The following is a 22669-nucleotide window of genomic DNA, read 5'->3' as shown; positions in this document are numbered from 1 at the left end:
GTAACGTAAGGCTGGGCGCCGCCCCGAGTCGAGTCAACTGCGTTTCACGGCAGGCGCAGCCACCGCCCGGTTTACGCGGCACCCGCCGCAGGCTATCAGCCCTGCATGACAAACCGTGCCCCGCTTCCCCCCGAAATCGCCCGCCGCCGGACCTTTGCGATCATCTCGCATCCTGATGCGGGCAAGACGACCCTGACCGAAAAGTTCCTGCTGTTCGGCGGCGCGATCCAGATGGCAGGCCAGGTCCGCGCCAAGGGCGAGGCGCGGCGCACCCGGTCCGACTTCATGAAGATGGAGCAGGAACGCGGCATTTCCGTTTCGGCCTCGGCCATGTCCTTCGAGTTCCGGACCTACCGGTTCAACCTGGTCGATACGCCCGGACACAGCGACTTTTCCGAAGACACCTATCGCACGCTGACGGCGGTCGATGCCGCGATCATGGTGATCGACGGGGCAAAAGGCGTGGAAAGCCAGACGCGGAAACTGTTCGAGGTCTGCCGCCTGCGCGACCTGCCGATCCTGACGTTCTGCAACAAGATGGACCGCGAGAGCCGCGACACCTTCGAGATCATCGACGAGATCCAGGAAAACCTGGCCATCGACGTCACCCCGGCCTCCTGGCCCATCGGCATGGGGCGCGACTTCATCGGCGCCTATGACCTGCTGCACGACCGGCTGGAAATCATGGACCGCGCCGACCGCAACCGGGTGGCCGAGTCGGTCAAGATCAGCGGGCTGGACGATCCGAGACTGGCGGACCACATTCCGGCCGATCTTCTGAAGAAGTTCCTGGAAGAGATTGAAATGGCGCGCGAACTCCTGCCCGCCTTCGACCGCGCCGCATTCCTGAACGGGTCGATGACGCCGATCTGGTTCGGCAGTGCCATCAATTCCTTCGGCGTCAAGGAACTGATGGACGGCATGGGCGAATTCGGCCCTGAACCGCAGCCGCAAAAGGCGGCCGAACGGCAGGTTTCGCCAGAGGAATCAAACGTTTCCGGCTTTGTCTTCAAGGTTCAGGCGAACATGGACCCGAAACACCGCGACCGCGTGGCCTTCGTCCGCCTCGCCTCGGGGCATTTCGAGCGCGGCATGAAGCTGACCCATGTGCGCACGAAAAAACCCATGGCGATCGCCAACCCTGTGATGTTCCTTGCCGCCGACCGCGAGCTTGCCGAAGAGGCCTGGGCGGGCGACATCATCGGCATTCCGAACCATGGACAGCTGCGCATCGGCGATGCGCTGACCGAGGGCGAGGCGCTGCGCTTCACCGGAATTCCCAGCTTCGCCCCCGAACTGCTGCAGGGCATCCGCGCGGGCGACCCGATGAAGGCCAAGCACCTCGAAAAAGCGCTGATGCAGTTCGCCGAGGAGGGTGCCGCCAAGGTGTTCAAGCCGATGATCGGCGCGGGCTTCATCGTCGGCGTCGTCGGCGCCCTGCAGTTCGAGGTGCTGGCCAGCCGGATCGAACAGGAATACAGCCTGCCCGTCCGCTTCGAACCCAGCCAGTTCACATCGGCCCGCTGGGTCTCGGGGCCGAAACCCGAGGTCGAGGCCTTCGTGAACGTCAACAAGGGCCACATCGCGCAGGACAGCGACGGCGACATGGTCTATCTGACCCGCCTGAAATGGGACATCGACCGGGTGGAGCGCGACTATCCCAAGGTCAGGCTGACCGCGACCAAGGAAATGATGGTCTGACCCTTCAGCGTCTTGCCCACGGGTGACATCGTGGCGCATTCGGCGCGCGACACGCTGATGGGACATCGCGGCATCCTGCATGACGGCGCGCCAAAGCTGGGTTTCGCCACATGGTGGCATCCACAACGGTTTTCCGCCTGCGTCCTTAAACGGTCGCCCGATGCCCACGGGAGCCATACCGCGCTGTTCTTTCTGGATGAGGCGGTCGCGATGCCGGCCGGGCACCGCCCCTGCGCCGCTCGTCGCCGAGATGGCCGCAGGTGATAGGGCTGCGCTGCATCCTCCGGCGCAGGCCGATCCATGATCCTCAGGTGTGCCCTGACCGACACGCCCGGAAACGGTGCTTACTGAGACGCCGGTTTGAGTGGACAGCCGCAGCGTCACGATTCAACCTGATTCCAAACAAGAAACCATGAGGCAGTCATGACAGGCACAGGAACGCAACGGCTGAAGCCGGCACATTTCGGGTATTTCAAGGCGGGCTGGCCATGAGCCGCACCTTCCTGGTTGCTACCGTCCGGAACGAGGCGCCCTATCTGCTGGAATGGGTCGCGCATCACATCGAAACCGGCTTCACCGACATCGCCATCTACCAGAACGACAGCGATGATCTCACGCATGAGACGCTGAGCGCGCTGCGTGACATCGGCGCCATCCGCTATTTCTACAACCGCGCCGGGCGTGGCCAGCATCAGGTGCGCGCCTACACCCGCGCTTCGGCCCTGCCCGAATACGCGGCCGCCGACTGGGCCATGGCGCTGGACCTTGACGAATTCCTTCTGGTCAAGACGGGCAATGGGCGCTTGGCGGACCTTCTTGCCGCGGTGCCGGAGGTCGATTGCCTGCATCTCAACTGGCGGCTCTTCGGGCATGGAGGGCACCTCTTGCCCTCGGACGATCTGGTCACGGAACGCTTTCAGCATGCCCGGTCGCAGCTGGGACGCCCCGACGATTACGGGCCGTACAAGTGCCTGTTCCGCCCAGGGCTTTTTGCACGCCCCGGCATCCATCGCCCCGCCGACCCGCAGGTTCCGATTGACACTATCCGCACCGCCAACGGCAGCGGGCTCGCTCCGCCCGATTACCTGCTGCGCAACTTCAATGCCACCGACCCCGGCGGTTGTCGCCTGGCGCAAATCAACCACTACATCACCCGCGATGTTGCAAGCTTCCTGCTCAAGGGCCAGCGCGGATCGGCGCATCAGGCAGACCGGCCCATCGGGCGGCGCTACTGGACCATGCGCAACCACAACGAGGATAAGGATTTCACCATCCTGCGGTTTCTGCCGCGCATCCGTGCGCGCATGGCGACGCTGGATGCGGCCTCTGGCGGGCGGTTGATGGAACTGCGCGACATGGCATTGCATGTGCATCTAGCCCGGTTTCACACGCTGATGCAGGATCCCCAGCATCGCCAGTTCTACGCCTTCTGCCTTGCAAACGACTGCGGCCTGACCAAACCGCAGGCCGATGTGGCCCCGGCCGCAGACGCCAGACCTGAGCCCCGTCGCAAGAAGTTCCGCAACGCCCGTCCATGACAGAGCCACCCTCACTGACCTACCCCGGCGCCCCGGCCAGCCTGATCGCCCGCTGGCAGTCCCGCCGGTCCCGCATGGCGCTTGCCGAGGGCGAGGCGCTGCCCGATCCGCGCTGCGACCTGGCGGCCATGGCGGCCACCCCCGCCGCCCCGCCCGCGCCGCTGCCCGAAGGCGCCAGCATGCACGCCCGGAAGGCTGCCGAGGTCCGCGGCGCGTTGCAGGGCCATTCGGAACTCGCCGTGCTGAACGGATTGCTGATCGCGCATCTGCGCAAGCGCCGCGCGCCGCGCGGCACTGCCGCCCTGTTCCGCCGCATCTGGGTGGAACAGGGACCCGCCCTGATCGCGGAACTGCCCGGGCGATGGCTCGTCTCCTCGGCCATCACCTTCGGCGACCACGGGCTGACCGAGGGCGAGCGCTCGCTGGGGCGCGAGGTCAACGTGCTGTTCTCGCTGATCAAGCTTTACGAGCACGAACGCCTGCAGGGCGGTCTTGCGCCGGATGCGGCACGGATGCGCAATGCCCATCCCGGCCCCCTTCCGCTGGGGATGGAACCCTTCTCGCTGTTGCGCGGGGGGCTTGACATCAACCTGCTTGCCCCGATCTGGGAACGCGCGGAATCCGAACCCGTGCTGGGCCCGCTTGTCGTGGCGCTGATGGAACGGCTGAATGCCGACCCCGGCACGATCTTCCGGCGGCTGGCGACGCTGCGGGAACGCCGCCGCGCGCGCAGGGCGCCTTGACCTTTTCCACCACATCCACTAAGGCGCCCCTGCGGACCATCCGGCCCGCAAGACGCCGGGGCGCCCGGTTAGCCGCGTCCCAAACCCCATGCGGGCCGATCCCGCATCGATCAGGACGCTTATGACCAAATTTTCCGACCTCGCGCTGGACCCGCGCGTCATTCAGGCCGTCACCGAAGCCGGCTATGAAACACCCACGCCGATCCAGGCCCAGGCCATTCCGCACGCCCTGGAGGGCCGTGATGTGCTGGGGATCGCCCAGACGGGCACCGGCAAGACCGCCAGCTTCACGCTGCCGATGATCACGCTGCTGGGCAAGGGCCGCGCCCGCGCACGGATGCCGCGCAGCCTCGTTCTCGCGCCGACGCGCGAACTGGCCGCGCAGGTGGCCGAGAACTTCGATGTCTATGCGAAATACACCAAGCTGACCAAGGCGCTGCTGATCGGCGGTGTCAGCTTTGGCGAGCAGGACAAGCTGATCGACCGCGGCGTCGATGTGCTGATCGCCACGCCGGGCCGCCTGCTGGACCATTTCGAGCGCGGCAAGCTGCTGCTGAATGGCGTGCAGATCATGGTGGTGGACGAGGCCGACCGGATGCTGGACATGGGGTTCATCCCCGATATCGAGCGGATCTTCAGCCTGACCCCGTTCACCCGGCAGACCTTCTTCTATTCCGCCACCATGGCCCCCGAGATCGAGCGGATCACGAACACCTTCCTGTCCTCGGCCGTCAAGATCGAAGTCGCGCGCCAGGCGACAGCCTCCGAGACCATCGAACAGGCGCTGATCCAGTTCACACCGTCGCGGCGCGACCGCAGCTTTGCCGAAAAGCGGGCGGTCCTGCGCGCCCTGATCCGGGGCGAGGGCGAGGCCTGCACCAATGCCATCATCTTCTGCAACCGCAAGATGGATGTGGATGTGGTGGCCAAGTCGCTGAAGCAGCACGGGTTCAACGCGGCCCCGATCCATGGCGACCTTGACCAGTCGGTGCGGACGAAGACGCTCGACGCGTTCCGTGACGGGTCGCTGCATCTTCTGGTCGCCTCGGACGTGGCGGCGCGGGGGCTGGATATTCCTGCGGTCAGCCATGTGTTCAACTTCGACGCGCCCAGCCACCCCGAGGACTACGTTCACCGGATCGGCCGGACCGGCCGCGCGGGCCGTTCGGGGCGGGCCTTCACCCTGGCGACGCCGAACGACGAGAAGTACGTCACCGCCATCGAAAGCCTCATCAAGAAGCAGATCCCGCGTGGCACCCTGCCCGAGGGCTTCGTGATGCCCGCGGGCGACGACCGCCCCGAGGCGCCGCGCGGCCGTGATGACCGGCGCAGCGGCGGCAGCGGACGCGACCGCGGCACCCGCCGCGACGCCCCCCGGCGCGAGACCGCCCCGGCAGCCGCCCCGGAGGCCGAAACCGTGGTCGCCGCGACCCCGGCGGCACCCACCCCCGCGCCGCGCCGCGAGGAGCCGCGCGAGGACCGCCGTGAACACCGCCGCGACGATCATCGCCGCGACCGGCGCGAGGACCGTGTCCATGACCGGGTCGTCGGCATGGGCGACCATGTGCCGGATTTCATCCTGAGAAGCTTTGCCCTTTCGGGCACGGCAACGCCGGACGAACCCGAGGCAGAGGCGCCGGCAACCGGCACCGAGGGCTGAGGGCGCCGCGCGCCCCTTTCCGCCCGCATCCCTGCGACATGGGCCTGACGTGCCGCCCCCATCGGGGCGCGGATCCCGTGCCACACGGCGCGGCGGCTTTGCGGGCAAGGCCCCAGCCGGGGCCCGCCCGCCGTGATCGTCAGCCCTCGGCCAGCCGGCTGATCACCACCGTGACCTCGGGCTTCTTGCCGATCTCGTTCATCGCCACCTGACGCACCTGGCGGCGCAGCGCCTCGTCCAGCTTGTCGTCGTCGCGCAGCATCTTGGCACCGGCGGCATCGAGGAAACCGGTCAGCTCGCGCTCCAGCACCTCGCCGAGGTCCGCACCGTTGCGGCCCGCCGGGGGCAGGCCCATCAGTTCCACCCAGGCCTCGCCCAGCGGGCGGTCGTCCTCGTCCAGGATCACCGTCACCATGACATGCCCGTTCAGCGCCATCCGGATGCGGTCGCGCACCACGCCATCCCGCGCCCCGATCATCACGCTGCCGTCCAGATAGGTGCGGCCCGCCTCGATGTACTCCACCACTTCCGGCATCTCGCCGGTCAGGTCCACCATCATGCCGTTGGTCACCACCTCCGACGCCCGGCCGCCATCCGCCGCAAGCTTCGCATGTTCCCGCAGCATGCGGTGGTCGCCATGCTGCGGAATCACGATCCGCGGATTCAGGATGTCGTGCACCGTCGCCAGGTCCGGCCGGTTGGCGTGGCCCGAGACGTGATAGCGCCCGCCCTGGTCGTCGACCACGTCAACACCCATCTCGGAAAACGCGTTCATGATCTGCAGGACGCCGCGTTCGTTGCCCGGGATGGTCTTGGACGAGAACAGGAAGGTGTCGCCCTCCTTCATCTCCAGCCCCAGATAACGGCCGCGCGAAAGCTGCGCCGTGGCCGCACGGCGTTCGCCCTGGCTTCCGGTGACGATCAGCATCAGGTTGCGGCGCGGCACCTCGGCCGCCTCCTCGGCGGTGATGATGCGGGGAAAGCCCGTCAGCACGCCGGTTTCCTCGGCCGTGCGGACCATCTTCTGCATCGCGCGGCCCAGCAGGCAGACCGATCGGTCCGCCGCCACCGCCGCCTCGGCCAGCGTCTTCAGCCGCGCCACGTTCGAGGCAAAGGTGGTGGCCACCACCATGCCGGGTGCCTGGCGGATCAGGTCGGTGACGGCCTCGGCCAGACTGGCCTCGGACCGCCCGGGATGGGTGGAAAAGACATTCGTGGAATCGCACATCAGCGCATGGACCGGGCGCTCGGCGGCGATGGCGGCAAAGGCGTCGGGGTCCCAGGGTTCGCCGACCAGCGGCGTCGGGTCGAGCTTGAAATCGCCCGAGTGCACGATGCGCCCTGCGGGCGTGTCGATCACCAGGCTTGCGCATTCCGGGATCGAATGGCTGATCGGCTGAAACTGCACCGAGAACGGCCCCGCCTGCACCACGGCAGGGCGGGCCTCGACCGTGCGGATCGCCTCGCGCGGGTGGCCTGCCTCGTCGAACTTCAGGCGGCCGAGGGCGGCGGTGAACCGGCGCGCATAGATCGGTGCCTTGAGCGCGGGCCAGAGATGGGCGATGGCGCCGATATGGTCCTCATGCCCGTGGGTGATGAAGATCGCGTCCAGCCGGTCCGCCCTCTCGATCAGCCAGGAAAGGTCGGGCAGGATCAGGTCGACCCCCGGCGTCCCGTCCATGTCGGGAAAGGTCACCCCCAGATCGACCAGGATCAGACGCTCGCGATCCTCGGGGCCGTAGCCGTAGACATAGGCATTCATGCCCACTTCGCCCGCCCCACCGAGGGGCAGGTAGATCAGCCGGTTGGTCATCGTCGTCGTCCTCGCGTCGTCATCGGCGGGGTTCGCCCCCCGCGGGCTATTCCATTCCGGCGCGGTCCGGGGCGTGACCCGTGGCGCCCCGCGGCCCCGTCGCCGGTCGGCGACCAAGGCCACAGGGCCGCACGGTCGCCCGCTCAGCCCGCGTTCAGCCGGTGGATCAGGACAAGACCATGCATGGTCAGATCGTCCTCCACCGCGTCGAAAACCGTCGTGCCCTGATTGATGAGGGAGGCCAGGCCGCCCGTCCCCACCACCTTCATGGGCCGCTCGCGCTCGGCCCGGATGCGGGCCACGAGACCTTCGACCAGACCGACATAGCCCCAATACACACCCGACTGCATGCAGGCCACCGTATTCGTGCCGATGACCGACTGCGGCCGGGCGATGTCCACATGCGGCAGCGCCGCGGCGGCCATGTGCAGCGCCTCAAGGCTCAGGTTCACGCCGGGCGCGATGACCCCGCCGATATAGGCGCCATCCGCATCGACCACGTCAAAGGTCGTCGCGGTGCCGAAATCCACGACGATCAGATCGCCGCCGTGGCGGTCATGCGCGGCCACCGTGTTCACCAGGCGGTCGGGGCCGACAGTGGTGCCCTGATCCACGCGCGGCGGCACCGGCAGGCGGCAGTCGGGCCGCCCGACCACCAGGGGCCGGGTGTCGAAGTAGCGGTTGCACAGCACGCGAAGGTTGAACACGACGCGCGGCACGGTTGACGAGATGATGGTGGACGAGATGTCCACATCCACCTTGCGGATCGTCATCAGCGTCTTCAGCCAGACATAGTATTCGTCGGCCGTCCGCTTGTGATCGGTGGCAATGCGCCAGGTCGCCAGGAACCGGTCGCCATCCCAGATCGCGAAGACGGTGTTGGTGTTGCCGCAGTCGATGGTCAGAAGCACGCCCGCCCCCATCAGAAGAATACATCCGCCGCCGGAATCGCCTGTCGTCCGCGCGGTCCGCGCAGGATCAGGGCGCCGGTCTCGTCCAGCCCGTCAAAGATCCCCTCATGCGTGGCGGTGCCGGTGCGGGCGCGTATGGTCTCTCCCAGACGGGCGGCCCGGGCCAGCCATGCCTCGCGCAGCGGCGCGAAACCCTCGGCCAACAGCCGCGTCTCCCAGCGGGCGAAGGCCGGCGCCAGCACGTCGAGCATCCGATCGGGCGCCACGCGCATGCCCGTCTCGGCCAGCAGCGTGACCGGGGCCACCGCGCCCGGCTCGATCATCGCGGCATCGGGCGCGGCAATCAGGTTCACCCCGATTCCGACGCACAGATGCGCGACCGCGCCGCCCTGCCCCTCTGATTCCAGCAGGATGCCCGCCACCTTGCCGCCGTTGCACAGCACGTCGTTCGGCCATTTCAGGGTGAACGGCGCGGCCGTTCCGGACACGGCGGCAAGCGCCTCGTGCAGGGCGAGGGCCGCGACGAAACTGCGCAGCGCGACGGTGGCGGGCGGACCCTCGGGCCGCATCACAAGCGTGGCATGGAAGTTGCCCGGCGGGCTGGCCCAGGCACGGCCGCGACGTCCCCTGCCGCCGGTCTGCTCACCCGCCAGAATCCACGCTGGCCCGGCCAGCCCCGACGCGATGCGGGCACCATGGGCGTTGGTGCTGTCAACGCTGTCCAGCACCACGCGGGAGGTGCCCGCCGGCCAGGGATCAGCGGACAAGCGTCTCGGCCGCCAGCGCCGCAGGCCCCTCGATCCCGAAGAGGTTGACGATGCCCACGACCATCACCGCCGCCGAGGCCACCATCATGACCCAGGGGATTGTCGGCATGCGCGGGTCGATCGGGTCCTTCTCGACACCGAAGTACATGAAATAGACGATCCGCAGGTAGTAGAACGCGCCGATGACCGAGGCGATCGCCCCCGCGACGGCCAGCCAGGCCATGTCGGCCGCAATCGCCGCCTGAAGGACCGAGACCTTGGCGAAGAAGCCCAGCATCGGCGGCACCCCCGCCATCGAGAACAGCAGCACCAGCAGCGCCAGCGCAGGCAGCGGCGCCCGCGCCGACAGCATGTGCAGGCTGCCGATGTCGGTGACATGCTTGCCATCGCGTTCCATCGACAGGATGAAGGCGAAGGCGCCGATGTTCATGACGACATAGATCGACATGTAGATCAGCATGGCCTGGACGCCCTGCGCCGTTCCGGCCGCGAGACCGATGAGCGCAAAGCCCATGTGGGCGATCGAGGAATAGGCCATCAGGCGCTTGATGTCGCGCTGCCCGATGGCGGCGATCGCACCGACGAACATGGACGCGGTCGCCAGCAGTGCCAGAACCTGCCCCCAGTCGCCCGGGATCGTGCCGAAGGCGTCGTGCACCAGGCGCGCCAGCAGGGCCATGGCCGCCACCTTGGGTGCGGTGGCGAAGAAGGCGGTGACGGGCGTGGGCGCCCCTTCGTAGACATCGGGGGTCCACATGTGGAAGGGCGCCGCCGAGACCTTGAAGGCCAGCGCCGACAGCAGGAACACCAGCCCGAACAGCAGGCCCAGCGGCGGCTCGCCCGACAGGGTCGACAGGATGCCCGCGAAATTCGTGGTGCCCGCAAAGCCATAGGTCAGCGACGCGCCATAGAGCAGCAGACCCGACCCGAGCGCGCCCAGCACGAAATACTTCAGCCCCGCCTCGGTCGATTTCACCCCGTCGCGGCGGATCGCCGCGATGACGTAGAGCGCGAGCGACTGCAGCTCGACCCCCATGTAGAGCGTCATCAGGTCGGCCGAGCCGACCATGACCATCATGCCCAGCACCGACAGCGCCACCAGCACCGGGTATTCGAACCGGTCGAGCCCGCGGCGGCGCATGTAGTCCTCGCTGACCGCCAGCACGGCCGCGGCCGACAGCAGCACCGCGATCTTGCCGAACCGCGCGAAGGGATCGTCGATCATCAGCCCGCCGAACACGGAGCGCGCGCCGCCGCCGGTCGTGCCGATGAAGAAGGCCAGCAGCAGGAACACCACGACCGTGGTCCAGGTGATCGCCCCGGTCAGCCGGTCCTTGCCCCCCCAGACACCGAACATCAGGGCGGCCATGGCATAGAGGGCCAGGATGATCTCGGGCAACGCGGTCGAGAAATCGGCAGATGTCATCGTCGTCAGCCCTTCGTCAGTGTCCGGCCAGCTGCGTGTCCCCGCCATGGGGCAGCGCGGCCTGGTATTGCGTCAGCATGGCCTCAAACGGCGCGCGGGTGATATCGGTCACCGCAGCCGGATAGATGCCAAGCCACAGCGTCGTGGCAACCAGCGGGATCAGGATCGCCTTTTCCCGGCGGTCCATGTCGGTGATCTGTTTCAGCGCGGCCTTGATCAGGTCGCCGAACACCACCCGCCGATAGAGGTAGAGCGCGTAGGCAGGCGACAGGATCACCCCCGTCGCCGCCACGGCGGCCACCCAGGTATCCACCTGGAAGGCGCCCATCATCGCGAGGAATTCGCCCACGAACCCGCTGGTGCCCGGCAGGCCCATGTTGGCCAGCGTGAAGTACATGAAGAACAGCGCATAGGCCGGCATCCGGATCACCAGGCCTCCGTAGGCCGAGATCTCGCGGGTGTGCATCCGGTCGTAGATCACGCCGACACAGAAGAACAGCGCGCCCGAGATCAGCCCGTGACTGATCATCTGGAACATCGCGCCATCAAGCCCCTGCTGGTTGGCCGAGAAGATGCCCATCGTCACGAAGCCCATGTGCGCCACCGACCAGTAGGCGATGAGCTTCTTCATGTCCTCCTGCGCCAGCGCGACCAGCGAGGTATAGACCACGGCGATCGCGCTCATCCACAGGCCGACCGGGGCGAGGTAGTCCATCGCGACGGGGAACATCGGCAGGTTGAAGCGGATGAAGCCATATCCGCCCATCTTCAGCAGCACCGCCGCCAGCACCATCGACCCGGCCGTGGGCGCCTGAACGTGGGCGTCGGGCAGCCAGGTGTGGACCGGCCACATCGGCATCTTGACCGCGAAGGACACGAAGAAGGCCAGGAACAGCAGGGTCTGAAGGCCGCCCACGATCTGCATCCCGCCGATGCTGAACGTCTCGGACGAGAAGGTATGGCGCAGCAGCGTCGGAATGTCGGTGGTGCCCGCATCGACATACATGGCGATCATCGCCACCAGCATCAGGACGGACCCGAGGAAGGTGTAGAGGAAGAACTTGAAGGACGCATAGATGCGGTCCTTGCCGCCCCAGATCCCGATGATCAGGAACATCGGGATCAGGCCCGCCTCGAAGAACAGGTAGAACAGCACGAGATCGAGCGCGCAGAACACGCCGATCATCAGCGTTTCCAGCACGAGGAAGGCGATCATGTATTCCTTGACCCGGTGCTCGACCGTCCAGCAGGCGGCGATGGTGATCGGCATCAGGAATGTGGTCAGGATGAGCAGCAGCATCGAGATGCCATCGACGCCCATCTTGTACTTGAGGCCCATGATCCAGTCGTATTCCTCGACGAACTGGAAGCCCGGGTTGTCATAGTCCCAGCCGATCAGCACGAAGAGCGACGCGATGAAGGTCGTGCTGGTGGCGATCATCGCCACACGCTTGGCGTTCAGCCGCGCCGCCGCATCGTCCCCGCGCAGGAACAGCGCGAGCACGCCGGCGGCGACGGCCGGCAGGAAGGTGATGATGGACAGAAGGTTTTCCATTCAGTTGGCCCCCCCGCCAAGTGTCATCAGCGTGATCAGGATGGCGATCCCCACCACCATCGCGAAGGCATAGGTGAAGATGTAGCCCGACTGCGCGCGGCCTGCCGCGCGGGTGATGCGGGGGATGATCCCCAGGGCAAGCCCGTTGATCGCGCCGTCGATCACGTTGCCGTCGCCCTTTTTCCAGAAGAACTGTGCCAGCCACATGGCCGGGCGCACGATCGTCCAGTCGTACAGTTCGTCGAAGTACCACTTGTTCAGCAGGAACAGGTACAGCGGCCGCTGGCTTGCGGCCAGGCGCCCCGGCAGGTCGGGACGGCGGATGTAGAACAGCCAGGCCAGCGCCAGCCCGAACAGCATCGCGAAGAAGGGTGACAGCTTTACCCAGGTCGGCACGTAATGCGCATCGTGGATGACCGTGTTCTCGGGATGGAAGAACACCGCACCCTTGGGCGCCACCGCCGCGGCATGCGCGGCATCGGCGGCGCCATGCGCTGCCGTATCGGCGGCGGCGTGGCTGTCGGCCGGGGCGGCGGCAGGGTCGGCGGTGCCCGATGCGTGGTCATCGCCATGCCCTTCGGCGGACTGGTGATGCGCAGGCTCCAGCCCGAACCAGGCGCGCATCGCGTCCTCTTTCCCGAAGAACACACTGTACCACAGCATCCCCGAAAAGATCGCCCCCAGCCCCAGCACCGCCAGCGGCACCAGCATCACACGCGGGCTTTCATGCGGTTCGTGGTGGCCGTGGTCATCGTGTGCATGATCATGGTTGCCATGGCCCTGCGCGTGATGCCCGTGGGAATGGGCGGACGCCCACCGCGGTTCACCGTAGAACGTCATGAACATCAGCCGCCAGGAATAGAAGCTGGTCATCGCCGCGGCGGCCACCAGCAGCCAGAACGCGCCCTGCGATCCGACATAGGCACTTTCGATCACCGCGTCCTTCGACAGGAACCCGGCAAAGCCGATGGGCAGGCCGACCAGATCGTAGCTGAACGGAATCCCCACCCCGGTGATCGCCAGCGTACCGACCATCATGGCCCAGAATGTCATGGGGATGTGCTTGCGAAGGCCGCCGTAGTTGCGCATGTCCTGTTCGTGGTGCGTCGCGTGGATGACCGAACCCGCGCCGAGGAACAGCATGGCCTTGAAGAAGGCATGCGTGAACAGGTGGAACATCGCGACCGGATAGGCCCCGACGCCCGCCGCCACGAACATGTAGCCAAGCTGCGAACAGGTCGAATAGGCGATGACGCGCTTGATGTCGTTCTGCACAAGGCCCACCGTCGCCGCGAAGAAGGCCGTGAACGCCCCGAGCGCGGTGATGAAGGCCAGGGCCGACGGTGCGTATTCCAGCAGCGGCGACATGCGGCAGACCAGGAACACGCCCGCCGTTACCATGGTTGCGGCATGGATCAGCGCCGACACGGGTGTCGGCCCCTCCATCGCGTCGGGCAGCCATGTGTGCAGGATCAGTTGCGCCGATTTCCCCATCGCGCCGATGAAGATCAGCACCGAAATGAGTTCGGCGGCATTCCACCCGGTCCAGAGAAAGCGGATTTCGGTTTCGGCCAGTTGCGGCGCGGCGGCAAAGATGTCGTCGAACCGCACGCTGTCGACGAGCAGGAACAGCGCGAAGATGCCCAGGGCAAAGCCGAAGTCACCCACCCGGTTCACGATGAACGCCTTCATCGCGGCGGCATTGGCGCTGCCCTTGCGGTAATAGAACCCGATCAGCAGATAGCTGGCGACGCCCACGCCTTCCCAGCCGAAGAAGATCTGCACCAGGTTGTCGCCGGTCACCAGCATCAGCATGGTGAAGGTGAAGAACGACAGATAGGCGAAGAAGCGCGCCTTGTAGGCCTCGCCCTCCTTCCAGTTGTCGTCATGCGCCATGTAGCCGAAGGAATAGAGGTGGACGAGCGCCGAGACGGTGTTGACCACCACCAGCATGATCGCCGTCAGCCGGTCCAGCCGGATCGACCAGTCGGTCGACAGGGTGCCGGATTCGATCCAGCGCAGCAGGACGATCTGCTGCGACTCGCCGTCGAAGGTGAAGAACACGATCCAGGACAGGAAGGCCGCGAGGAACACGAGGCCGGTGGCGATGGCCTGGGCCGCCGTCTCGCCCACCGCGCGCCAGCCGAAGCCGCAGAGGATGGCGCCGACGATCGGCGCGAAGAGAATGACCTGAAGCATGCGGCTAGCCCTTCATCACGTTGGCGTCTTCCACGTCGATCGTCCCGCGGTTGCGGAAGAACACGACGAGGATGGCAAGCCCGATCGCGGCCTCGGCGGCCGCCACGGTCAGCACGAACATGGTGAAGACCTGCCCCACCAGATCGCCCAGATGCGAGGAGAAGGCGACAAGGTTGATGTTGACCGCCAAGAGCACCAGTTCGATCGACATCAGGATGACGATCACGTTCTTCCGGTTCAGGAAGATGCCGAAGATGCCGATGACGAACAGCGCCGCCGCCACCGCAAGGTAATGTTCCAAGCCCACTGTCACCATCGTCGTTCCCTCCGGGTCTGTTGCCCGTTGTCGTTCCTCGCGGATCGCTCCGCATCTTGTCAGGCGGGCTTCTGCCCGGGCCTGTTCCTAACCCGTCCAGCCGGGGTCGCAGACGCAGGACCTCTTGTCGCCCGGACCTGTCCGTGCGGTCGCGCCCGCCTCGCGCAGCCGCGACGCCACCTCGTCTGCGCCGCGCTGCCCCGGCGGAATCTCATGCCCGTGGACCGCGTCCACGATCGCCCGGTGAATGGCCCGACTCTCGGCCGTTTCCGGCAGTTCGGGGGCAGAGGGATCGTCGCTCGGATAGGGGAAGGGTGCAAAGCCGCGGACCCCGACCCCGACGCCTGTCGGGCAGTGCAGCAGCGTCCAGCGGTCGAACAGGAAACCACCGTCGGGTGACGCCGGCGCCTGCGAGAAGAACTCGACCCAGTCGCGCCCCGCCCCGTGCCAGCCGGTGATCATCCGGTGGATGCTGCCATCGTTGCAGCCCGGCAAGGGCTCTGCCGTCGCCGGCAGCGCGCACCCGACAAGAACCGCAACCCCCATCCGCATGCCCTACAACCCCTGCCCCGGCTTCACGTCGCGCAGTTCCATCGCCTTGGCCGGGTCGCGGTACATCTGCGCCAGCACGTCCTGCCGCTTGATGTCCTTGCGGTGGCGCAGCGTCAGCAGGATGGCCCCGATCATCGCCACCAGCAGGATCATCCCGGCAAGCTGGAACAGCAGCAGGTACTTGTCATACATCAGAAGGCCCAGCGCCCGGGTGTTCTCGACCTGGGCCTGATCGGGCGTCACCGCCTGCCGCAGGCCCATGGCACCGTCGGCCTGCACCCAGGCCCCCATCGCCAGCCCGAACTGCAGCAGCAGCACAAGACCCATCAGCAGCGCCAGCGGCATGTAGCGTGCCATCTCGCCCTTCAGTTCCGCGAAATCGACATCCAGCATCATGACGACGAAAAGGAACAGCACCGCGACAGCGCCGACATAGACGATGACCAGCAGCATCGCCACGAACTCGGCCCCCAGCAGCACGAAAAGGCCCGCCGAGGACAGGAACGCCAGGATCAGCCAGAGGACCGAATGCACCGGGTTGCGGCTGACGGTGACGAGAAGTGCCGCGAGGACCGCGACGACCGCGAAGGCGTAGAAGGCATAATCGGCCAGCGTCATTCCGGTTTCTCCTTCGCGTCGGTCTCGGCAAAGACGCCCTGCGCGATTTCCAGCGCCTTCTGCATCGCAGGCAGTCCGCCGAACATCGACATCTGATAGATCGTTTCCGCAATCTCGCGCTGCGTGGCGCCTGCCTCGAGCGCATGCCGCACGCTCAGCCGCAGTTGCGGTTCGGCCTGCGCGCCCAGCACCGTCAGCGCGGCGATGGTCACCAGCATCCGCGTCTTGGCGTCCAGCCCGTCGCGGTTGAAGGTGCGGCCGAAGGCCATTTCCATGAAATCCTTGGACATGGTGGGGATCATGTCCTCGAACCCTTTGACCTTGAAGGTTTCCAGCGCGGGGTTGAAGGCGCGCGCCATCTGCTGGGACTGTTCCAGCATCGACTGCATCATCTTCTGCCAGGCATCGGTCATCGCGGGGCCCTACCGGTAGGGGGCGTCGAGTTCGAGGTTGCGCGCGATCTGCGCTTCCCACCGCTCGCCGTTTTCCAGAAGCTTTTCCTTGGTGTAGAACAGTTCCTCGCGCGTTTCCGAGGCAAACTCGAAGTTCGGGCCTTCGACGATGGCATCCACGGGGCAGGCCTCCTGGCAGAAGCCGCAGTAGATGCACTTGGTCATGTCGATGTCATAGCGCGTGGTGCGGCGGCTGCCGTCCTCGCGCGGTTCGGCGTCGATGGTGATCGCCTGCGCCGGGCAGATCGCCTCGCACAGCTTGCAGGCGATGCAGCGCTCCTCGCCGTTCGGATAGCGGCGCAGCGCGTGTTCGCCGCGGAAGCGGGGCGAGAGCGGCCCCTTTTCATGCGGATAGTTCAGCGTGACCTTGGGGGCGAAGAAGTATTTCATCCCCAGGGCAAAGCCCTTGATGAAATCCTGCAGCAGGAAATAGCGGGTCGCGCGGTTCCAGTCGATTTGGGTCATGGGAGTAGCTCCTCTTTCTGTGCCAGCCGCCATTCCCAATCCAGCGGGCTTTCAGGCAACCCGAGAGTCGCCAAATCAACGCCATTTGGAGGAGAGAATGTGTGGCCTCCTGCAGCGTCGTCAGCCGCAGCCTCAGCACTATGATATGATCCAAGGTTTTCGTCGTCATAGACGATAGCGTAGCGGCCACTCTTTTGAGGCCACAAATAAACTGTACCTTTTTTTGTGTCGTAGCGAAAAATGCGGGGCCAGTGGCTCATCATCAGCCCCCCACCGTCCAGCGCGCCCAGGCCCCGCCCAGCACCTCGAACTTCGCCAGGAAGGCCACCAGCACCACCCAGCCGAGCGACATCGGCAGGAACACCTTCCAGCCGATCCGCATCAACTGGTCATAGCGGTAGCGGGGCACGATCGCCTTCACCATGGCGAACAGGAAGAAGAAGAACGCCATCTTGGCGATCATCCAGAACGCCCCGTCCGGCAGCCCCGGGATCGGCGACAGCCAGCCGCCGAAGAACAGCAGCGACATCAGCGCGCACATCAGGAAGATGGCGATGTACTCGCCCGCCATGAACAGAAGATAGGGGGTCGAGGAATATTCCACCATGAATCCGGCGACCAGTTCGGATTCTGCCTCGGGCAGGTCGAAGGGCGGGCGGTTCGTCTCGGCCAGCGCGGATATGAAGAACAGCGCCACCATCGGCAGGTGCGGCAGCCAGTACCACGAGAAGAACCCGTAGGGCCCATCCTGCGCGGCCACGATATGCGACAGGTTCATGCTGCCCGTCGAGATGATGATGCCGATGATGATCAGCCCCAGCGAGACCTCGTAGCTGATCATCTGTGCGGCCGAGCGCAGCGAGCCGAGGAACGGATATTTCGAGTTCGACGCCCAGCCGCCCATGATCACGCCGTAGACCTCGAGCGAGGACACGGCGAACACGAACAGGATGGCCACGTTGATGTCGGCCAGCACCCAGCCTTCGTTGAAGGGGATCACCGCCCAGGCCAGCACCGCCAGCACGAAGGACAGCATGGGGGCGAGAAAGAACACCGGCCGATCCGCCCCGGCGGGCACGACGATTTCCTTGACCACGTATTTCAGCGCATCGGCCACGGTCTGCAGCAGGCCCCAGGCGCCCACCACGTTCGGGCCGCGCCGCATCTGCACCGCCGCCCAGATCTTGCGGTCGCCATAGACGAGGAACAGAAGGCTGATCATCACGAAGCCGATGACCAGCAGGCTTTGCGCCGCGATCACCAGCGCGATACCTGCCCCTGTCTGGAAGAATCCGTCCATCCGTCGCCCCTATACCGTCGGTATCCCTTGCGCGCCGCAGTCCCGCACCACGACCTCCGCGTCAAGCGTGCGGATGCCGCGCGGCAGCGACGGCGAGACGGTGTAAACCGCATCCGCGCGCCAGACGCCACCCCGTTCCGCCGCGGCCGTGCGCACATGCCGCGCAAAACCGAAGCCGCGGATCAACGCATACTGAGCCGCGGCGCAGCGTGCATAGTCTTCCACGTCCCCACGCCCCCGCGCGCCCGTCATCGCCACGCGGAAATTCACCAGATCGCCATCCAGCAGGACCGTCTCGATCCCCTGATACTGCGGCGAGAAATCGGCACGCCCCACGCCCGCGCCACCTTCGGGGGCGCAGGCCGCTGCCCCCCCGAGGCACAGCGCAAGGATCAGGGCGCGCGCCATGGTCATTCCGCCGCCATCGGGGCCGCTGCCTGCCGGCCCGCCGCCAGCCGCGAACACTCGGCCATCAGCGCCGATGCGCGGGCGACCGCGTTCGTCAGGTAGAAGTCCGTGACCACCGACGGGAAATCGCCGCTGCCCAGCGTTCCGGCCGGCAGGGCGACAAGCGTGTTCGCGGGCACCGAATCGATCTCGCCAAGATGCGGATGCGCGGCCACCAGCGTCCGGCGCAGCGCGGCAAGGCTGTCCCAGGGCAGGGTCTGGCCGATCTCGGCCGACAGCGCGCGCAGGATTGCCCAGTTCTCCTTCGCCTCGCCCGGCGGGAAACCGGCGCGGAGCGCAAGCTGCGGACGGCCCTCGGTGTTGACGAACAGGCCGTTCTCCTCGACCCAGGCAGCGCCCGGCAGGATGATGTCGGCGCGATGCGCGCCCCGGTCGCCGTGATGACCCTGATAGATCACCGTCGGTCCCGGCGGGATGTCGATCTCGTCCGCACCGAGGTTGTACACGGTCGCGGCCCCGTCCAGCGCCGCCGCAATCCCGCCCTCGGCCACGGCGCCCACGTCCATCGCCCCGACGCGCGACGCGGCGCCATGCAGCACCAGAAGCTTCGACCCCGAAAGCTCGGCCGCCTTCGCGACCGCGGCCAGCACCGCGGCGCCATCGGCGCCGGTCAGGGCGCCCTGCCCCAGGATGATGACCGAGGGCCTGGCCCGTGCCTCATCCCAGCTTTCCTTGCCGACAAAGGCGGCAAGGGCCGCCCGCCCGCTGCCCAGATGGGCATAGTCATAGGTCAGGTCGACCGGCTGTCCGATCAGCGCGACCTCGGCGCCGAGGGTCCAGGCCTTGCGGATGCGCGCGTTCAGCACCGGCGCCTCGTCGCGCGGGTTGGTGCCGATCAGCATGATCAGCCGGGCGCTGTCGATATCCTCGATCCGCGCGGTCCCGGCGTAGGCGCCGCGATTGCCCTCGGGCAGCGCCGCGCCGTCGGTGCGACACTCCACCTTGCCACCCAGCCCCTCGACCAGCCGCTTCAGGCTGAAGGCGGCCTCGACCGGGGCCAGATCGCCCACGATCCCCGCAACCTTTCCCGCCGTCATGGCGCGCGCGGCCGCCGCCAGCGCCTCGGGCCAGGTCACGGGCTTCAGTTTCCCGTCGACCCGCACATAGGGCCGGTCCAGCCGCTGCCGACGCAGCCCGTCCCAGACAAAGCGCGTCTTGTCGGAAATCCATTCCTCGTTCACGCCGTCATGGTTGCGCGGCAGGATGCGCATGACCTCGCGGCCCTTGGTATCGACGCGGATCGACGACCCCAGCGCATCCATCACGTCGATGGTTTCGGTCTTGGTCAGTTCCCAGGGCCGCGCGGTGAAGGCATAGGGTTTCGACGTCAGCGCGCCGACCGGGCAAAGGTCGATGATATTGCCCTGAAGGTTCGAGTGCAGCGTCTGGTTCAGGTAGCTGGTGATCTCGGCATCCTCGCCCCGGCCGGTCTGGCCCATCTGCGTGATGCCCGCAACTTCGGTGGTGAACCGCACGCAGCGGGTGCAGGAGATGCAGCGCGTCATCCTGGTTTCGACCAGCGGGCCAAGGTTCAGGTCTTCGCTGGCACGCTTCGGCTCGCGGTAGCGGCTGAAGTCGACCCCATAGGCCATCGCCTGATCCTGCAGGTCGCATTCGCCGCCCTGGTCGCAGATCGGGCAGTCGAGCGGATGGTTGATCAGCAGGAACTCCATCACCCCCTCGCGGGCCTTCTTCACCATCGGCGAGTTGGTCTTGACCACCGGCGCCTCGCCGTTCGGACCGGGGCGCAGGTCGCGCACCTGCATGGCGCAGCTGGCCGCGGGCTTCGGGGGGCCGCCGACAACCTCGACCAGACACATCCGGCAGTTGCCCGCGATGGTCAGCCGTTCGTGGTAGCAGAAGCGCGGGATCTCGATCCCGGCCACTTCCGCCGCCTGGATGATCGTCATCGCGCCGTCGACCTCGACCTCGATCCCGTCGATGCTGATTTTCTTGAGGTTGGTCATGGCTTTACTCCGCCGCCACTTGGGCGCAGCCGTGGGTTTTCCACAGCCGCGCCTCTTTCAGATATTTCCAGCCGAAGGCGAAATCGCCGTCGCCATGCGCCCGCATGTGGTCCAGCCGTTCCAGAGCCTCGTCCAGCGTGGGCCGGTGGCCCGCAGGCACCCACCACATGACGAAATGCATTTGTCCCAGCACCTCGAACCATTCCTGGCGCCGCTCATAGAACGCGCGGTGGACGGTGTTCCAGACGAAATGCTCCAGCGTCTCGACGCTTTCCCAGACCGTCAGGTTCGACACATACTGCGGATCGCCGCCGATCTTGGCCTCGGTGTTGCCGGTGCCCGGTTCGCCGGAACCTTCCATCATCCAGACGAACCCCGGCATCCGCTTGCCCAGACCGTTCACCCGGTCCAGCGCGGCCATGAATTCGGCCACGCGCGGGTCATCGGTGGGGGCGACCAGCCGTCCGACGTTGAGTTCGGCCAGATGCATCGTCATCCCGACACCCGCAGCAACTGTCCGGTCAGCGTGCGCCGACGCACCTCGTCGCGCGCCACGCGGCAATAGCTTTCGGCATCGCCCTGCACCGCACCGGCCTGCGCCAGATAGTCCTCGGCCAGCTTGCGGATGCGCGCCTTCTCGGCCTTGTCCTTGAGGAAGGCACGCACCTCGGTCTCGGAATAGCCCTGTTTGCGGGCGTAGGATTCAAGATCGTTCAGCTTGCCAAGGACCACGAGCATCCGGGCGCTTGCGACCGGGCAGGTCTTGCGCAGAATGTCACCCACCTGCGCCGCCAGAAGCTGTTCGTTGATGTGCCTTTCCTCGGCCAGCGGCACGGGTGCGGCAGCCGCCAGCGGCGCCGCCATGGCAAGCACGAGGGCAAGGGTCGGGATCGGGCGGTTCATCGGATTCTCCTTGTTCCGGATGCCCGGAAACATGAAGGGATCCCGGCTGCTATGCGATGACAGGCCGCCGCCAGGCGACCGGAACCGGCAAGGGTTGGGTGCAGCGGTCTGTCCATCAGCCCACCATCGAGTTCACGGGGGGATGCACCGGATCCTTGTCCAGCACGATGATCGAATCGTAGACATGCAGCCCCGACACGCTGCGCCCGAACCCGGCGGCCTGCTCGGGCTTGCCATGATAGGGGTGGTGGATGTCGTCGATCACGCCGCGCAGGTCGTGGAACACGTTCTCGGGCACGCCGAACCCGCCGCCCCAGCGCGGCCAATAGGCCGTGTGCATGTCCTCGATCATGTAGGTCCCGCCGGTTTCAAGCCGCGGGAAAAGCACAGCCAGCGTCTTGCGGACATGCGGCATCATGTGGCTGCCGTCATCCAGCACCACGTCCACGCCGCCCATCTCGTCGACGACGGCGTTCAGGAAGACCTCGTCATCCTGCGATCCGATGCGCACGCGGCCCGCCTGCCCGTCCAGCCGCGCGCAGTCGGGCCGGATGTCGATGCCGAAGATCACCGCGTCATCCCCCAGATACCTGCGCCACATCTGCAGCGAACCGCCACGCGCCACGCCGATTTCCAGGAACCGCACGGCGGTGCCGCGACGACGCGCGAAATGCCGGTCATAGATCGGCAGGTAATGGTGCCACTTGTTGATCGCCGGGCCACGATGCCCTGCATAGATATCCAGCAGATCGCCCTGAAAGCCGTACTTGCCCCGGATATCGCCCGCAACATCGTCGCCCTCATAGCCGAAGCGCCGGGCGGGCTTGGGTGGCGGCTCTGCCGGTGCGGCGGCGGCAGCCGGGGAAGCGGGTGCCGGAGCAACCCGTGCCGGACCCGCGGCGGCGACGGCTGCCGCCGGTGCCGGAGGCACGGCAAAGGCCGCCCTTGCGGCCCGCATCGCCGCAAGACCCCGCCGCGCCATGGTCCGGAGCCCTGTCACCGGCAGCCCTCCCGGAACACCCATTCGCCGGCCGCGCGATCGTAGCGGTCATAGATCGACGTCCGCACGCCCCCTGCCCCGCATCGCGCATCGGCCAGCCGCTTCGCATCGGCGCCCTGCCAGTGCTGCAACCCCGCGACGCGCAGCGGGGTGCCGGACCCCCGCGGGCTCTCGGCCACAGGTGCCGCACAGGCGGCCAGCGCCGCCATCCCGAGCGTGAGGCCGGATACCGCCCGCATCAATCGGCCCCCTTCGCGAGGAACCGGCCGGTGGCGCCCGGTGTTGCAGCAGGCGGCAAGGCCGCCAGCGCCACGA

General features: G+C 66.7%; 23 protein-coding genes. 5 read left to right on the top strand and 18 right to left on the bottom strand.

Features of this window, described 5'->3' with window-relative positions; translation table 11 throughout:
- Positions 1-105 precede the first annotated feature (105 nt).
- The 5 genes from KF887_10545 to KF887_10525 all read left to right on the top strand — a co-directional run bounded on the left by KF887_10545 (position 106) and on the right by KF887_10525 (position 5642).
- Positions 106-1701 carry a peptide chain release factor 3 gene (locus tag KF887_10545; GenBank protein QYK39910.1) on the top strand — a complete coding sequence of 532 codons (1596 nt, stop codon included), beginning with the start codon at positions 106-108 and terminating at the stop codon, positions 1699-1701.
- A 12-nt stretch (positions 1702-1713) separates the two neighbouring features.
- Entirely contained in the window at positions 1714-1965 is a 252-nt protein-coding gene (locus KF887_10540; GenBank protein ID QYK39909.1) for a hypothetical protein, read from the top strand.
- A gap of 224 nt (positions 1966-2189) precedes the next feature.
- Positions 2190-3239, top strand: a complete 1050-nt coding sequence (locus KF887_10535; GenBank protein QYK39908.1) for a glycosyltransferase family 2 protein — start codon at positions 2190-2192, stop codon at positions 3237-3239.
- On the top strand, positions 3236-3982 hold the full coding sequence (locus KF887_10530) for a hypothetical protein (protein ID QYK39907.1): 747 nt from the start codon (positions 3236-3238) through the stop codon (positions 3980-3982). The genes KF887_10535 and KF887_10530 overlap by 4 nt, the downstream gene beginning before the upstream one ends.
- Before the next feature lie 121 nt (positions 3983-4103).
- Entirely contained in the window at positions 4104-5642 is a 1539-nt protein-coding gene (locus KF887_10525; protein QYK39906.1) for a DEAD/DEAH box helicase, read from the top strand.
- Between the two features lie 139 nt (positions 5643-5781).
- Here the strand turns inward: KF887_10525 and KF887_10520 are convergent, their stop codons facing one another.
- From KF887_10520 to KF887_10435, 18 genes are all read right to left on the bottom strand, one after another.
- On the bottom strand, positions 5782-7455 hold the full coding sequence (locus KF887_10520; protein QYK39905.1) for a ribonuclease J: 1674 nt from the start codon (positions 7453-7455) through the stop codon (positions 5782-5784).
- A gap of 143 nt (positions 7456-7598) precedes the next feature.
- A complete protein-coding gene (locus KF887_10515) occupies positions 7599-8366 on the bottom strand; it encodes a type III pantothenate kinase (protein ID QYK43521.1) in 768 nt (255 codons plus the stop codon).
- 11 nt (positions 8367-8377) lie between these two features.
- Positions 8378-9133, bottom strand: coding sequence for a biotin--[acetyl-CoA-carboxylase] ligase (locus tag KF887_10510; protein QYK39904.1), 756 nt, complete (start codon positions 9131-9133; stop codon positions 8378-8380).
- Complete coding sequence (gene nuoN, locus KF887_10505) at positions 9123-10559, bottom strand: NADH-quinone oxidoreductase subunit NuoN (protein ID QYK39903.1); 1437 nt, start codon at positions 10557-10559, stop codon at positions 9123-9125. Before nuoN ends, KF887_10510 begins: the two co-directional genes overlap by 11 nt.
- A 16-nt stretch (positions 10560-10575) precedes the next feature.
- Positions 10576-12114: an NADH-quinone oxidoreductase subunit M gene (locus KF887_10500; protein ID QYK39902.1), complete on the bottom strand. Its 1539-nt coding sequence runs from the start codon at positions 12112-12114 to the stop codon at positions 10576-10578.
- Positions 12115-14313, bottom strand: coding sequence for an NADH-quinone oxidoreductase subunit L (gene nuoL, locus KF887_10495; protein QYK39901.1), 2199 nt, complete (start codon positions 14311-14313; stop codon positions 12115-12117).
- A 4-nt stretch (positions 14314-14317) separates the two neighbouring features.
- Positions 14318-14629: an NADH-quinone oxidoreductase subunit NuoK gene (nuoK, locus tag KF887_10490; protein QYK39900.1), complete on the bottom strand. Its 312-nt coding sequence runs from the start codon at positions 14627-14629 to the stop codon at positions 14318-14320.
- A gap of 87 nt (positions 14630-14716) precedes the next feature.
- On the bottom strand, positions 14717-15181 hold the full coding sequence (locus KF887_10485; protein QYK39899.1) for a hypothetical protein: 465 nt from the start codon (positions 15179-15181) through the stop codon (positions 14717-14719).
- A gap of 3 nt (positions 15182-15184) precedes the next feature.
- Entirely contained in the window at positions 15185-15799 is a 615-nt protein-coding gene (locus KF887_10480; GenBank protein ID QYK39898.1) for an NADH-quinone oxidoreductase subunit J, read from the bottom strand.
- The gene (locus tag KF887_10475) at positions 15796-16212 is read right to left on the bottom strand and encodes a carboxymuconolactone decarboxylase family protein (GenBank protein ID QYK39897.1); all 417 of its coding nucleotides are present in this window, start codon (positions 16210-16212) and stop codon (positions 15796-15798) included. Before KF887_10475 ends, KF887_10480 begins: the two co-directional genes overlap by 4 nt.
- A 9-nt stretch (positions 16213-16221) precedes the next feature.
- Positions 16222-16716 carry an NADH-quinone oxidoreductase subunit NuoI gene (nuoI, locus tag KF887_10470; GenBank protein QYK39896.1) on the bottom strand — a complete coding sequence of 165 codons (495 nt, stop codon included), beginning with the start codon at positions 16714-16716 and terminating at the stop codon, positions 16222-16224.
- Between the two features lie 262 nt (positions 16717-16978).
- Positions 16979-18016 (bottom strand): NADH-quinone oxidoreductase subunit NuoH, encoded by a 1038-nt coding sequence (gene nuoH, locus KF887_10465; protein ID QYK39895.1) that lies wholly within the window; start codon positions 18014-18016, stop codon positions 16979-16981.
- 9 nt (positions 18017-18025) lie between these two features.
- Positions 18026-18424, bottom strand: a complete 399-nt coding sequence (locus tag KF887_10460) for a hypothetical protein (protein ID QYK43520.1) — start codon at positions 18422-18424, stop codon at positions 18026-18028.
- 2 nt (positions 18425-18426) lie between these two features.
- Entirely contained in the window at positions 18427-20451 is a 2025-nt protein-coding gene (gene nuoG / locus KF887_10455) for an NADH-quinone oxidoreductase subunit NuoG (GenBank protein ID QYK39894.1), read from the bottom strand.
- A 4-nt stretch (positions 20452-20455) separates the two neighbouring features.
- Positions 20456-20947, bottom strand: coding sequence for a DUF3291 domain-containing protein (locus KF887_10450; protein ID QYK39893.1), 492 nt, complete (start codon positions 20945-20947; stop codon positions 20456-20458).
- On the bottom strand, positions 20944-21354 hold the full coding sequence (locus KF887_10445) for a DUF5333 domain-containing protein (protein QYK39892.1): 411 nt from the start codon (positions 21352-21354) through the stop codon (positions 20944-20946). The genes KF887_10450 and KF887_10445 overlap by 4 nt, the downstream gene beginning before the upstream one ends.
- A 115-nt stretch (positions 21355-21469) precedes the next feature.
- Positions 21470-22354, bottom strand: a complete 885-nt coding sequence (locus tag KF887_10440; protein ID QYK39891.1) for a class I SAM-dependent methyltransferase — start codon at positions 22352-22354, stop codon at positions 21470-21472.
- Positions 22351-22593, bottom strand: a complete 243-nt coding sequence (locus KF887_10435) for a hypothetical protein (GenBank protein QYK39890.1) — start codon at positions 22591-22593, stop codon at positions 22351-22353. The genes KF887_10440 and KF887_10435 overlap by 4 nt, the downstream gene beginning before the upstream one ends.
- Between the last annotated feature and the right edge of the window lie 76 nt (positions 22594-22669).

It is taken from the genome of Paracoccaceae bacterium (assembly GCA_019454225.1).
Taxonomy (GTDB): Bacteria; Pseudomonadota; Alphaproteobacteria; order Rhodobacterales; family Rhodobacteraceae.
The sequence above is the reverse complement of the archived record's forward strand: the minus strand, read 5'-3'. Positions and strand labels throughout refer to the sequence as shown.